11 protein-coding genes are annotated in these 13,613 nt (G+C 72.9%); 4 read left to right on the forward strand and 7 right to left on the reverse strand.

Annotated elements, in window-relative coordinates:
* Nucleotides 1-2: 2 nt before the first annotated feature.
* From ACTFTM_RS01655 to ACTFTM_RS01670, 4 genes are all read right to left on the reverse strand, one after another.
* Entirely contained in the window at nt 3-992 is a 990-nt protein-coding gene (locus ACTFTM_RS01655) for an alpha-ketoacid dehydrogenase subunit beta (protein WP_449564116.1), read from the reverse strand.
* Nucleotides 992-2,167 carry a pyruvate dehydrogenase (acetyl-transferring) E1 component subunit alpha gene (pdhA, locus tag ACTFTM_RS01660; protein ID WP_449564117.1) on the reverse strand — a complete coding sequence of 392 codons (1,176 nt, stop codon included), beginning with the start codon at nt 2,165-2,167 and terminating at the stop codon, nt 992-994. Before pdhA ends, ACTFTM_RS01655 begins: the two co-directional genes overlap by 1 nt.
* A gap of 599 nt (nt 2,168-2,766) precedes the next feature.
* On the reverse strand, nt 2,767-2,973 hold the full coding sequence (locus tag ACTFTM_RS01665; protein ID WP_449564118.1) for a hypothetical protein: 207 nt from the start codon (nt 2,971-2,973) through the stop codon (nt 2,767-2,769).
* An 18-nt stretch (nt 2,974-2,991) separates the two neighbouring features.
* Nucleotides 2,992-3,552, reverse strand: a complete 561-nt coding sequence (locus ACTFTM_RS01670; protein WP_449564119.1) for a hypothetical protein — start codon at nt 3,550-3,552, stop codon at nt 2,992-2,994.
* Nucleotides 3,553-3,906: 354 nt separating this feature from the next.
* Here ACTFTM_RS01670 and ACTFTM_RS01675 point away from each other — a divergent pair, with 354 nt between their 5' ends.
* Nucleotides 3,907-4,530 (forward strand): phosphoesterase PA-phosphatase, encoded by a 624-nt coding sequence (locus ACTFTM_RS01675; protein WP_449564120.1) that lies wholly within the window; start codon nt 3,907-3,909, stop codon nt 4,528-4,530.
* A gap of 130 nt (nt 4,531-4,660) precedes the next feature.
* On the opposite strand, the gene ACTFTM_RS01680 is transcribed toward ACTFTM_RS01675, so the two are convergent.
* Genes ACTFTM_RS01680 through ACTFTM_RS01690 form a run of 3 tightly spaced genes read right to left on the reverse strand, consistent with a single transcriptional unit; the run spans nt 4,661 to nt 9,443 of the window.
* A complete protein-coding gene (locus tag ACTFTM_RS01680) occupies nt 4,661-5,884 on the reverse strand; it encodes a hypothetical protein (protein ID WP_449564121.1) in 1,224 nt (407 codons plus the stop codon).
* A gap of 38 nt (nt 5,885-5,922) precedes the next feature.
* Nucleotides 5,923-7,608, reverse strand: a complete 1,686-nt coding sequence (locus ACTFTM_RS01685; RefSeq protein ID WP_449564122.1) for a GTPase — start codon at nt 7,606-7,608, stop codon at nt 5,923-5,925.
* Complete coding sequence (locus ACTFTM_RS01690; protein WP_449564123.1) at nt 7,605-9,443, reverse strand: ABC transporter; 1,839 nt, start codon at nt 9,441-9,443, stop codon at nt 7,605-7,607. Before ACTFTM_RS01690 ends, ACTFTM_RS01685 begins: the two co-directional genes overlap by 4 nt.
* 220 nt (nt 9,444-9,663) lie before the next feature.
* On the opposite strand from ACTFTM_RS01690, the gene dnaK reads away from it, so the two are divergent.
* The 3 genes from dnaK to dnaJ all read left to right on the forward strand — a co-directional run bounded on the left by dnaK (nt 9,664) and on the right by dnaJ (nt 13,611).
* The gene (gene dnaK, locus ACTFTM_RS01695) at nt 9,664-11,532 is read left to right on the forward strand and encodes a molecular chaperone DnaK (protein ID WP_449564124.1); all 1,869 of its coding nucleotides are present in this window, start codon (nt 9,664-9,666) and stop codon (nt 11,530-11,532) included.
* Nucleotides 11,533-11,579: 47 nt separating this feature from the next.
* Nucleotides 11,580-12,338, forward strand: coding sequence for a nucleotide exchange factor GrpE (gene grpE, locus ACTFTM_RS01700; protein WP_449564125.1), 759 nt, complete (start codon nt 11,580-11,582; stop codon nt 12,336-12,338).
* 85 nt (nt 12,339-12,423) lie between these two features.
* Nucleotides 12,424-13,611 carry a molecular chaperone DnaJ gene (gene dnaJ / locus ACTFTM_RS01705; RefSeq protein ID WP_449564126.1) on the forward strand — a complete coding sequence of 396 codons (1,188 nt, stop codon included), beginning with the start codon at nt 12,424-12,426 and terminating at the stop codon, nt 13,609-13,611.
* Nucleotides 13,612-13,613: the final 2 nt, after the last annotated feature.

The following is a 13,613-nucleotide window of genomic DNA, read 5'->3' on the forward strand; positions in this document are numbered from 1 at the left end:
GCTCACCAGCCGAAGGTGCGGTCGACGGCGTCGAGCACCCGGTCGAGGTCGGGCAGGTACTCCTCCTCCACCCGGGCGGCCGGGTAGGGGGTGTCGAAGCCGGTCACCCGCAGCACGGGCGACTCCAGGGAGTAGAAGCACCGCTCGGTGATCCGGGCGGCCAGCTCGGCGCCCAGGCCGATGTTGGACGGCGCCTCGTGCACCACGACCGCGCGACCGGTGCGCTGCACCGACTCGTACACCACGCCCAGGTCCAGGGGGGACAGCGTCCGCAGGTCGATGACCTCCATCTCGCGGCCGTCTTCGGCGGCGGCCGTCGCCGCGTCGAGGCACGTGCGCACCATCGGGCCGTACGCCAGCACGGTCACGTCGGTGCCGGGCCGCACGACGCGGGCGGAGTGCAGGGGGTACGCGTCGGACAGCGGCGCGTCCAGGTCGACCTGGCCCTTCTCCCAGTAGCGGCGCTTGGGTTCCAGGAAGACGATCGGGTCGTCCGAGGCGATGGCCTGCTGGATCATCACGTACGCGTCCTGCGGGTTGGCGCAGGTCACCACCTTCAGGCCGGCGGTGTGCGCGAAGTACGCCTCCGGCGACTCGGAGTGGTGCTCCACCGCGCCGATGCCGCCACCGAACGGAATCCGGATGACCATGGGGATGCTGAGCTTGCCGCCCGAGCGGTAGTGCATCTTCGCCACCTGCGACACGATCTGGTCGTACGCGGGGTAGACGAAGCCGTCGAACTGGATCTCGCAGACCGGCCGGTAGCCGCGGATGGCCAGGCCGACGGCGGTACCGATGATGCCGGACTCGGCGAGCGGGGTGTCGATCACCCGCTGGTCGCCGAAGTCCTTCTGCAGCCCGTCGGTGATCCGGAAGACGCCGCCGAGCTTGCCGACGTCCTCGCCCATGATGACGACCTTGGGATCGGTCTCCAGGGCGCGGCGCAGACCGGTGTTCAGGGCCTTGCCGATGGTGAGCGTCTCCGTGGCCATCAGTGGGCGCTCCCCTCGAACGACTCCATGTAGCGGTTGAACTGCGCACGCTGCTCGTCGAGCAGCGGGGAGCCGTTGGGGTAGACGTGGTCGAACATCGTCACCGGCTCCGGGTCGGGCATGGTGAGCACGCGCTCGCGCAGGTGCACGGCCTCGCGGCGGGCCTGCTCGTCGACCTCGGCGAAGAATGCCTCGTCGGCGATCTGCTGCTTCTCCAGGAAGGTCCTGACCCGCAGGATCGGGTCCTTTGCCTGCCACGACTCCACCTCGCTGGCGATCCGGTAGCGGGTCGGATCGTCGGAGGTGGTGTGCGCGCCCATCCGGTAGGTGTACGCCTCGATGAGGCTCGGTCCCTGCCCGTGACGTGCGTTGTCCAGCGCCGTGCGGGTGACCGCGTACGACGCCAGCACGTCGTTGCCGTCAACCCGTACGCCGGGGAAACCGAAGCCGGCGGCCCGCTGGTAGAGCGGGACGCGGGTTTGCCGCTCCAGCGGCTCGGAGATCGCGTACTGGTTGTTCTGGCAGAAGAAGACCAGCGGCGCGTTGAACACGCTGGCCCAGACGAATGCCTCGTTGACGTCGCCCTGGCTGGTGGCCCCGTCGCCGAAGTAGGCGATCGCGGCCTCGCCGTCGTCGGTGCCAACCTTGCCGTCCATGGTGATGCCCATGGCGTATCCGGTCGCGTGCAGGGTCTGCGCGCCGATGACGATCGTGTACATGTTGAACTTGAACTCGTTCGGGTCCCAGCCGCCCTGGTCGACGCCGCGGAACAGGCCGAGCGGCATGATCGGGTCGATGCCCCGGCAGTAGAGGACGCCGTGCTCCCGGTAGGTCGGGAAGGCCATGTCCTGCGTACGCAGCGCGCGCCCCGAGCCGACCTGGGCGGCCTCCTGGCCGAGCAGGCTGGCCCAGAGGCCCAGCTCGCCCTGCCGCTGCAACGCGGTCGCCTCGGCGTCCAGCTTGCGGACCAGCACCAGGTCGCGGTAGAGCCCGCGGTACTCCTCGTCGGAGAAGTCGACGCGGTATTCGGTGCCGTCCGGTCCGGTGGCGCTGTCGATCCGCTCGCCTTCGGGGGTGAGCAGCTGCACCAGCTCGGGGTTGCCGGTCGCGCCCTTTCTGGAGCGGGGAGCTGCCCGCCTGCTGCGGGTGGTGCCCCCGGGGTCGCCCTTTGCCATCGGTCTCTCCCTGTCGTGTCTGCGTCGGCACCGGGGGGTCACCCGGCCACGCAACTCGTGCGCCTGTCCGGCTGCTGCCGGACCGGTTCCTGGCGGCCGCGCCTAGCCCGGGTGGGGGTTGCCGCGCGGCGTGAGCCGGGTTCTGGCCGAACCCGGATCGGGAGCGCCGGCGCCGGGCCGCGTCTGCCGCGAGGGTGCGCGGAGGTCGCGGCTGCGTTGCCGTCGTGTTCCATATTCGCAGAGCAGGTGAGCGTGCCCACAGTACGCCCGCCCCGCATTCCGACCGTCTACGGTTTGCCGCCCTTTGTCGACATCGTGCTGTCCCGCGTCCACCGGGCGTTACGGTGCTGATTCGTCACCGTTCGGGCAGTGCCGCGTGTCGACACGCGGTGGATGTTGGCTGACGGACCGTAACTGGGCGAGGCTGATTCCCGCAGGATCGCGCCGATCGGGTGATTAGCCGGGATTAACCCACCGGCCCTCATCCCGCGCGATCTTCCGACAGTGACCGCAGGGGCCGACGACAAGGGGTGTGCGGTGGACGAGTCAGGTGACGGGCCCGGCACACCCGTGCTCGGTCGCCACCGCTCGCCGGGCGGCTACCGCCGGGTGATCGGAGCGCACCGGGCGCCCGGCGTGGGTGGTCCCTCCCGGGGATACCTGCTCACCGTCGCGCTGCTGGCCGGCACGGCGTCGATGCCCGTGCTCGCGGCGATCAGCGCGGGCTCGGCCACCCCCGGCACATCCGCGTTGCCGGACACCAGCACACCGTTCATCCCGACCCCGTCGGTCGGACCGGTGGTCATCCCGATGCCGGTGACCAGTCAGCCGCCGCCCGCCGCGCTCCCGTCCCCCGGCACGCCCAGCGCCGGCCCGACCGCGACCACCGACTGGCTGCCCGGCGCGCCCCGGCGCGTCCCCGACGACTCGTGGTACGGCCCGAACGTCGACGAGCGGGTGCCCACGCGCCGGGTGGTGTCCGCGCCGCCGCCGGCGCCCCGGCCCACCCGCAGCACACCGCCGGCCGGCCCACCGCCCAGCCCGCCGCCGGTGCCGTCGCCAACCCCGCCACCGGACCCGGACCCGACCGAGACGTCCAGCCCGAGCCCGTCACCGACCGATCCGACAACACCCACCGCGACCGATCCGGGTACACCCGCCACAACAGATCCGGCCACGCCGACCACGACAGATCCAGCCACGCCCACCCCGACCGATCCAGCCACGCCCACTGCGACGGCCGTCCCCACCAGCACCTTCTCCGCCCCTGCCAGCACGACGCCGCCGCCGCCCACACCCCGCTCCTCGCCCACACCCCGCTCCTCGCCCACGCCCCGCCCGTCGCCCAGCCCACGCCCGTCGCCCATCCCACGCCCGTCCGCCACGTTCCGCCGCCTCACCCGAGCCCACCACCGAGCCGTCACCGACGCTCGCGCCCAGTGCCGCCGCCGCGCCCGGGGATCGCCGCGATCTTGCACTTTCTGCCGGGACATAAGGCCCGATGCGCCCATAACGACAACAGAAACCGCAAGATCGGCGTGGCTGCCCGCCGCACCGACGACGTGGGGCGCCCCCGGGCAGGCCTCGTCTACGGGACGTCGGTGATCAAGGGGTTGGCGTCGGGAATCACGGTCGGGGTGACGCGAACTTCTTGACCACCGCGGGCGGACCGGCGACCCGGCGGTACGGTGGCGGGCAGGCGGCGTCCCTATGGGTGGGGCCGTACCGGAGGGGGTGGCGTGGGCGGCGGTGCGGAACCCCGCCCGGTCGTCGTCCGGCCCGGTCCGGGGCTACGGGTTGCCCGACTCGTTACCGAGCTGACCGCCCCGGCCGTGCTGGTGTCGCTGCTGATCGTCACGGTGAGCTGGCACAGCAGCCGGGGCAGCGCGCGAGGGCTGGTGTGGGGACTGCTCGCGACGGTCTTCGTCACCGGCATCCCGTTCGCCTACATCGTCGGTGGGGTCCGTCGGGGGCGGCTCACCGATCACCACATCGGCCGTCGGGAGCAGCGGCGGGTGCCCCTGTTGGTCGGCCTCGGCTCGGTCACTGCCGGACTCGGCCTGCTTGTCGTCCTCGGCGCGCCACGGCCCCTGCTGGCGCTGGCGGTGGCGGGGCTGGTCGGGCTGGTGGTCGCCGTGTCGGTGAGCCACTGGTGGAAGATGTCGATCCACTCGGCCGTCTCCGCCGGCACCCTCGTCATCCTGGCGCTGACCTTCGGATACGGGTTCCTGGTCGCCGCGCCGTTGTTGGGTGTGGTCGGCTGGTCCCGGGTACGCCTTCGGGACCACACCGTCGCGCAGGTGCTCGCCGGCGGAGTGCTCGGCGCGCTGATCGCCGCGGTCGTCTTCGGCCTCCTGCGCTGAGCGCACCCACCGCCTCCCTGCCGGAAGCACCCACCGCCTCCCTGCCGGAAGCACCCACCGCCTCCCTGCCGGAAGCACCCAGCAGGTCCCGAGCCGGGCGGGCGGCTCGGCGCCACCCGCCCGGATGCCGTCAGGCGCCGTCGTCGGCGAGTCGGTGCCGGTTCGCCTCGATCCAGGCGTCCAGCGCGGCCGGGTCGTCCGGGTCCACGCCGTCGGCCATGAGTTGCGCGACGGCCGCCGTGGCCGGGCTACGCCGCTCGCCGGTCGAGTAGAGCCGGGCGAACTCCGGCACCATCTCCTCGATCGCCTCGTCGGTCCGCTCGGCGGCGGCTTCGGGGAGCCCGCGCTGCTGTGACGCGTACCGGGCCCATGCCCGCAGGACCCGGGGCAGCATCGCCGCGTCGTCCATGTCCAGCACGGCGCGGCGGTGCACCCAGTCGAGCAGGAAGAGGCCGGACACCGCCGGGCTCCACCGCATCGGGTCGGAGTCCGGGAAGGACGCCGAGTGGTCCAGCAGCAGGCTCAGGCAGAAGTGCAGCGATGCCAGCTCGGGGCCGTCGACGGTGTCGAGCCCGAACCGGGCTGCCTCCGGTGAGGCCAGGAACCGCCGGACCAGGTCGGTACGCTCGGCGGCGGACAGCGGTTCGACCTCGGCCGGGCCGGTCGGCACGGCGGCCATGGGCAGCACGGCGAGCCGGGCGCCCACCAGCGCGCGGTCGGTGGCGAGCGAGCCCTCGCCGGGCAACTCGCCCAGGTCGTCGGTGACGGAGAGGTGACGGGCCACCTCGCCCCGCAGCCGGGCCGGGTCCTCGGTGCGGAACCAGGTCAGTTCGTCGTCCGCGCACATCTGCCGGACCTGGTCGAGGATCCGCTCGGCGGGTCCTCCCACGAAGATGTCCTTGGTGATCCCGATGTTGTGGTCGACGAGGGCCACCAGCGCGTGCTCCGGGCCGCCGGCCGCGTCGTCGTACGCGAAGGTGGCGAGGTAGGAGGTCTGGTCGCCGTACACGTCGCCGTACGCCCAACTGCCGGTGAGGTGCACCCGGCCGAGCTGGCCGGACCAGGTGGGCGCCTGGCCGCCGGGGCGTACCCGCTCGACGCCCTCGGCGCTCGGGACGAGCGTGGCGAAGACCTGGCGGATGGTGGTGGCCGATGCGATCCGGCGGCGGGCGGTGGCGGCGAGGAAGCCGGTGACGAACTCCCGCACGGCGGTGTCGCGGTCGGTCTCCGCGATCGCGTAGACACTGCCCAGCAGCGCGCTGCCGAGCATTTCGGCGTCGAGGGCGGACTCCAGCTTGGTCACGTCGCGTGCGGCGTGCAGCACCGCGTCGTAAGGGGTCTGAGGCGTGGCCATGCTTCGACCCTACGCCGGTCGGGGCGTACGCAGAGGCGTCAGCGGCGGGCAGCCTCGCGGAGCGCGTCGCGCGCCTGCGCGTACGAGGCGAGCACGGTCCGTACCGGGGCGAGCACGTACTCCTCGCCGACCTCGGCGACCCGGACCGTCAACCGCTGCCGGGCGCGGGCCCGCGCCCGCTGGGCTGCCCAGCGCACGACCGGACGGGTCAGCGCGGTCGTCAGTAGCCCGGCCAGCAGGCCGCCGAGCAGCAGGACGGTCGGCAGCGGCACCTGCCCGACCATGGGGTTGTCCAGTGCGGGCAGGCCGAGCGCCCGTAGCGCGTAGCCGAGCGCCAACCAGGCCAGGCCGGCCACGGCGGCCAGGGTGACCAGCCACTGCACGCCACCGACGGCCCGCCACCACGCCGGCTGGCGGTCCAGGCCGAGGTCCGTGCCGGCGATCGCGCGGTCCAGCGCGTCCGGCAGGTCGTCGAGGCGGGACCGGGCCGCGGAGGTCACCGCCGTCGGCCAGGCGGCGGGCAGGTCGCCGCCGGCCCGGTCGGCCACCGCACGGATCGCCAGACCGAGGGCCGACCGCTGGGCGGCCGTCGGATCGGGCACCGAGGTCGCCGCCACCAGGCTCTCGGCCGGGTCGGCGTCCGCGCCGGCCGGGCCGGGCAGGTGCAACCGGCGCAGGGGATCGGGCCGCAGCCTCCGCCAGCCCCGGACCACCGGCCAGCCGGTGGCCGCGCCGGCCCGATGCCGGTACGCCCGCTCCACCGCCTCGCTCACCGCCGGCACTCCGGCGGCGCCGGCCAGCGCACGGTTCAGCCCGGCGACGGTCGCATCGTCCGGACCGCCCACCGGTCGGGCCGAGCCGATCATCTCGTCCAGCCCGGCGACCACGGTGTCGACGTCGCCGGCCAGTCGACGCAGGGCCGCCTGCCGCTCGGCGACCGTGTGCTCGAGCGCGGTGCGCAGCCCGACCATCCCGGCCGGGTCGATGGCGGTGGTGGCGAGCAGTGGCACGCCGGTCAACCCGTCGGAGTCGAGCAGGCGGCGCAGGTCGTCCAGGACGCGCGGCAGCTCGGCCGCGGGCAGCCGGTCGGCCTGGTTGAGCACGACCAGGGTGACGTCCCGGTGCCGGTGAAACTCGCGCAGGTAGCTGTCGTGGATGACCCGGTCGGCGTACTTCTGCGGGTCAACCACCCAGACGACCTGGTCGACCAGGCCGAGCAGCCGGTCCACCTCGAGGCGGTGGGACCGCTGCACCGAGTCGAAGTCGGGCAGGTCGAGCAGGATCAGGCCGTGCAGGGGCGTCTCGTCGTCGCCGTCGAGCGCGCTCTCGCGGACGAAGCGGTGCCGGGGCAGCACGCCGATCCAGTCGAGCAGCCGGTTGGCGTCCTCCAACGGGCCCCACACGCACGCGTGCGTCACGCCGGTGGTGGGTCGGCGGACGCCGACCGGCGAGAGTTCGAGCTGGGCCAGCGCGTTGAACAGGCTGGACTTGCCGCTCCCGGTGGCGCCGGCGAGGGCGACGACGGTGTGGTCGCGGGACAACGCGAGTCGGGTGCCGGCCCGTTCGACCAGGGTGTGTGCGGGCACCAGTTCGGCGTCGGGCAACAGACCGTCGACGGCGGTCAGCAGCCGGCGTACGGCGTCCAGGCGGGCGATCAGCGCGTCGGGGTCGATCCGCTGGTCGCCGCGGAAGGCCTCGCGTACCCGGCCGGCGATGTTGCTCAACGCGAACCCTCCTCGTCGCCGGCCGGGCTGGTGTCGTCGGTGGCCAGGCCGCTGCGGTGCCGGGCCAGTTCGACCCTTCCGGCAGCCTGGCGCAGCGCCTCGCCGGCCGCCTCGGCGGGCCGGGCGTCGGCGGTGCGGGTGAGGAAGCGGTCGGCCTCCGCGTCCAGCAGCGTCCGCACCCGCGCCAGGAGGTCGACCCGGGCCTTGGCGGCGAGGGTACGCACCGCCTGGTCACCGAAGATCGCCTGGAGTACGGCCTGCGCGGCGACCGTCGTGCCGGCCCCGGTGGCCACCTCCAGCCCGGTGGGGATGAACGCGGTTGAGGCGAACACGGCGATCATGACGGCCAGCCCGGTGGCGTTCACCGCGTACGCGGCGGTGCGGGCCACGAACCGTTTGTCGCCGCCCTCGACCCGTACCAGCTCCAGCACGCCGCGTTGCCAGTCCCGGACCATGCGTTCGGCGCGTTCGGGCAGGTCGTTGCTCGGGTAGGCGAGCCCCGGCTCGAGCAGGTCCGCGCCCGCCGGGTGTGCCTTCCACCCGGTGTACGCGGATTCGGCGGCCTCGGACGCGACGCCGCGCAGCAGGGTGACGAGCTGCGATTCGATGGCGTTGCGCAGTTCGGCGGAGGGCGCGGGTCGCCCGGTGACGGCGGCCACCACCCGGTCCCGGAGACGCCCGATGCGGGCCTCCAGCGTGCGGAAGAACTCGCCGGTGCCGACGAACTCCTGCCAGCGGGCCAGCACCTCGCCGCGGAGCAGTCGACCGTCCCGCAGGCCCTGCTCGACGGTCCGCTCGGCGGCGCGGTACGCCGCCCGTACCCTCTCGTCCAGCGCGTCGGCGGCGGTGACCTGCTCGTCGGCCGCGTCGGCCAGTTCCTCGACGGCGGGGTGCAGGGCGGCCAGCGCGCCGTCCAGCGTCTGCCGGACCACTGCGGCGCGGGCGTCGGCGTCGGCGGCCAGTCGGGCGAACCACTCGGCCAGTGGCGCGGTGACCCCCTCGGGCAGCAGACCCTGACCGTCGACCCAGGTTTCCGGCAGGACGAACAGCGGCGCCCGGTCCAGGTCCTGGGCGGCGAGCATCTCGGCCAGGTGCGCGGCGATCTCTTCGCTGGCCTCGGCGGGTACGCGGTCGAGCACCATGGCGATCACGGCGCCCCGGGCGCGTGCACTGCGGAGCAGCTCCCACGGCACCGCGTCGGCGTACCGGGCGGCGGTGGTGACGAAGAGCCAGAGGTCGGCGGCGGCGAGCAGTTGGCTCGCGAGCGCGCGGTTGGCGTCGACCACCGAGTCGATGTCCGGCGCGTCGAGGAACGCGAGGCCCGGGGGTAGGGCCGGCGCGGTCACCAGGTGCAGGGAGCGCGGGTCGTCGCTCGGCTCGGTGGTACGCGTCAGCCCCGGCAGCAGGTCGCCCTGCCGGAACCAGGTCGCGTCGGCCGGGTTGCACACGAGCACCGGGGAGCGGGTGGTGGGTCGCAGGACGCCGGCGGCGCTGACGCGGGCCTTGACCAGGCTGTTGACCAGGGTCGACTTGCCCGCGCCGGTGGAGCCGCCGACCACCACGAGCAGCGGGGCGTCCAGCCGGGCCAGCCGGGGCAGCAGGTAGTCGTCGAGCTGGTCGGTGAGGGCGCCCGCGGCCTGTCGGGCAGAGCCGGCGGAGGGCAGGGCGAGCGGATAGCGGGTCGCGCCGATCGCGGCCCTCAGGCCCGACAGCGCGCCGGGGAGGCTGTCGTCCCCGCTGGTGACGGACGGCTCCTCCGCGGCGTCCGGAGGGACGGTGCGGGCGGCGACGGCGGGCGCGCCGGAACGGGTGGCGGAATCGCCGTGCGTCGTCACCGCTAAAGCGTGCCCGACCGATGCAAGGGAAGACAACCGGACGGTAATAACGTCTGGGTTGCGTCGGGTCGGCTCAACTCGACTTGACGATTCGCCGACGCGTGGCACTATTGAGTCAAGTTCACTCAACTTGTGGTGGGGACCGCTGCGGGCGGCGCCCGCCGAGCAGTCGCGGGCGGTGCCCGTCACCTGCACAACCTTACGAAGCGAGGAAGCGAAGATGGCACGTGCGGTCGGTATCGACCTCGGCACGACGAACTCCTGCGTCAGCGTTCTCGAGGGCGGTGAGCCCACCGTCATCGCCAACGCTGAGGGCTCGCGGACGACCCCGTCGATCGTCGCGTTCGCCCGTAACGGCGAGGTGCTCGTCGGTGAGGTCGCGAAGCGCCAGGCGGTGACCAACCCGGACCGGACGATCCGTTCGGTCAAGCGTGAGGTCGGCACGAACTGGTCCGTCGACATCGACGGCAAGAAGTACACCCCGCAGGAGATCTCGGCCCGGACCCTGATGAAGCTCAAGCGGGACGCCGAGGCGTACCTGGGCGAGCAGATCACCGACGCGGTGATCACCGTCCCGGCCTACTTCAACGACAGCCAGCGTCAGGCCACCAAGGAGGCCGGTGAGATCGCCGGCTTCAACGTGCTGCGGATCGTCAACGAGCCGACCGCCGCCGCCCTGGCGTACGGGCTGGACAAGGGCTCCAAGGAGCAGACCGTCCTGGTCTTCGACCTCGGTGGCGGCACCTTCGACGTGTCGCTGCTGGAGCTGGCCGAGGGCGTCATCGAGGTCAAGTCGACCAGCGGTGACAACCACCTCGGTGGCGACGACTGGGACCAGCGCATCATCGACCACCTGGTCAAGACGTTCCGCGGTGAGCACGGCATCGACCTCGGTCAGGACAAGATGGCCCTCCAGCGCCTCCGTGAGGCCGCCGAGAAGGCCAAGATCGAGCTGTCCGCCGCCACCACCACCAACATCAACCTGCCGTACATCACCGCCGGCGCGGCCGGCCCGCTGCACCTGGACGTGACGCTCAGCCGCGCCGAGTTCCAGCGGATGACGCAGGACCTGCTGGACCGCTGCAAGGGCCCGTTCGAGCAGGCCGTGAAGGACGCCGGGATCAAGATCTCCGACGTCGAGCACGTCATCCTCGTCGGTGGCTCGACGCGTATGCCCGCCGTGACCGACCTGGTCAAGCAGCTCACCGGCCGCGACCCCAACAAGGGCGTCAACCCGGACGAGGTCGTCGCCGTCGGCGCCGCCCTGCAGGCCGGTGTGCTCAAGGGTGAGGTCAAGGACGTCCTGCTGCTCGACGTGACCCCGCTGAGCCTGGGCATCGAGACCAAGGGCGGCATCTTCACCAAGCTCATCGAGCGCAACACCACCATCCCGACCAAGCGCTCCGAGGTGTTCACCACCGCCGACGACAACCAGCCGTCGGTGTTGATCCAGGTGTTCCAGGGCGAGCGGGAGATCGCGGCCTACAACAAGAAGCTCGGCACCTTCGAGCTGACCGGCCTCCCGCCGGCGCCGCGCGGCGTGCCGCAGATCGAGGTCGCCTTCGACATCGACGCCAACGGCATCGTCAACGTGCACGCCAAGGACCTGGGCACCGGCAAGGAACAGAAGATGACGATCACCGGCGGCTCCTCGCTGCCGAAGGACGACATCGAGCGCATGCGCCGGGACGCCGAGGAGCACGCGGAGGAGGACAAGCGTCGCCGCGACGACGCCGAGACCCGCAACGTGGCCGAGGCGCTCCAATGGCAGACCGAGAAGTTCCTCGCCGAGAGCGGCGACAAGCTGCCCAGCGAGAACCGGGACCAGCTCAACGAGGCGCTCGGCGAGCTGCGGGGCGCCCTGGGCGGCCAGGACATCGAGAAGATCAAGTCGGCGCACGAGAAGCTGGCGCAGGTCTCCCAGCAGGCGGGCTCGCTGCTCTACGCCCAGCAGGCCGAGCAGGGCCAGCCCGGTGGCGAGGCCGGCCCGGGTGCGACCGGCGCGACCGGTGCCACGGGTGGCGCCCAGGCGGGCGGCCCCGACGACGTGGTCGACGCGGAGATCGTGGACGAGGACGGCAAGAAGTGACTGCCCGCCTCCGACACGTATCCACGGCGAAGGGATGAGGTAGCCGCATGACGCAGAAGCCACGAGCCGCCGACTCGGACGACACCGGGTCGACGCCGGGTGGCTCCGCGCCCACGGAGTCGACCACCGGCGCCGAGGAGCGGGTCGTCATCCGCAACAACCGCAAGCTCAGTGACGCGACGGAGCCGGAGGGCACCGCCGCCGACGCGGAGACCGGCGCACCGGCCGAGGGCCTCGTCGAGGACGCCGAGGTCGTGGTCGACGAGATCGAGGTCGAGGTCAACGCCACCGATGGGCCGGAACCCTCCGGTCCGCCGGTGGTGGACGCCCCGGCGCAGCCGGTGGACGGCGGCGGCACGGGCACCTCGCTCGGCGCCGAGCTGGAGGCGCTCCGGGCCGAGCTCGACGAGCGGACCAGGGATCTGCAGCGGGTGTCGGCGGAGTACGCCAACTACCGCAAGCGGGTCGACCGCGACCGCGCCCTGGTGCAGGAGCAGGCGACCGGCTCGGTGCTGGCCGCGCTGCTGCCGATCCTCGACGACCTGGACCGGGCGCGGGAACACGGCGACCTGGTCGGACCGTTCGGAACGGTGGCGGACCAGCTCACCGGCGCGCTGGGCAAGTTCGGCCTGACCGCCTTCGGCGAGCAGGGCGACCCGTTCGACCCGACCCGGCACGAGGCCGTCGCGCACCAGACCTCGGCCGAGGTCAGCGAGCCGACCTGCGTGCAGGTCATGCGGCGCGGCTACCAGCTCGGTGAGCGGCTGCTGCGCCCCGCGCTGGTCGCGGTCGCGGATCCGGAATAGTGCGAGACGGTGACCGGGCCGTCCCGTCCCCCGCGCTGCGGTGGGCGGGACGGCCGGGCCACGACGGTCGGAAGGGGGTGGACCGGTGAGTTCGAAGGACTGGCTCGAGAAGGACTTCTACGCCGTGCTCGGCGTGGACAAGGCCGCCTCCGCGGATGACATCAAGAAGGCATACCGCAAGCTGGCCCGGGAATCGCACCCGGATCACAATCCGGGCGACCCGAAGGCCGAGGAGCGGTTCAAGGCCGTCTCCGAGGCGTACAACGTGCTGTCGGACACCGGCCGTCGCCGGGAGTACGACGAGATGCGTTCGCTGTTCGGTTCGGGCGCGTTCCGGCGCAACGCGCGGGCCGGCGGTCAGCCGGGCGGGATGCCGTTCGACGTCTCCGACCTGTTCGGCGGTGGCGCCGGTGGCGGCGACCGCCGCTTCGGCGGTGGGGCCGGCTTCCAGGACCTGTTCAGCTCGATCTTCTCGGGCGGGCAGGCAGGTGGGCAGGCCGCGCCGCGTGGTCCGGCCCGGGGCCGGGACGTCGAGACCGAGGTGGCACTGGACTTCGGGGACGCGGTGCGCGGGGTGACCCTGCCGCTGACGTTGCGCGCCCCCGGGGTCTGTGACACCTGCCACGGCAACGGAGCCAAGCCCGGCACCCAGCCGCGTACCTGCCCGGTCTGCCACGGGGCCGGGGTCACGACCCGCAACCAGGGGTCGTTCAGCTTCTCCGAGCCGTGCGGCAACTGCCAGGGCGTCGGGACCGTGGTGGAGGAGAAGTGCCCGGAGTGCCACGGCAGCGGCGGGGTCACCAAGACCCGCACGATGAACGTGCGCTTCCCGGCGGGGGTGGCCGACGGCCAACGCATCCGGTTGGCCGGGCGCGGCGAGCCGGGCGAGCGCGGTGGCCCGGCCGGTGACTTGTTCGTGCACGTGAAGGTGCGACCGGATGAGTTGTTCGGGCGTACCGGAGACGACCTGACGTTGACCGTGCCGGTGACCTTCGCGGAGGCCGTGCTCGGCACGGACCTGCGGGTGCCCACGCTCGACGGCGCGGTGACGCTGCGGGTGCCGCCGGGCACGCCCAGCGGGCGTGTGCTGCGGGCCCGGGGCAAGGGCGTGGTCCGCCGCGACGGGCAGGCCGGCGATCTGCTGGTCACCTTGGACGTGGTGGTGCCGGCCCGGCTGTCGGACGAGGCGCGGGCCGCGCTGGAGGCGTTCGCCGAGCAGAGTCCGCCGGCGGCGCGGGAACATCTCGACGCGCGTGTGCGTCGGGTCGGATAGTC

It is taken from the genome of Micromonospora sp. RB23 (assembly GCF_053585025.1).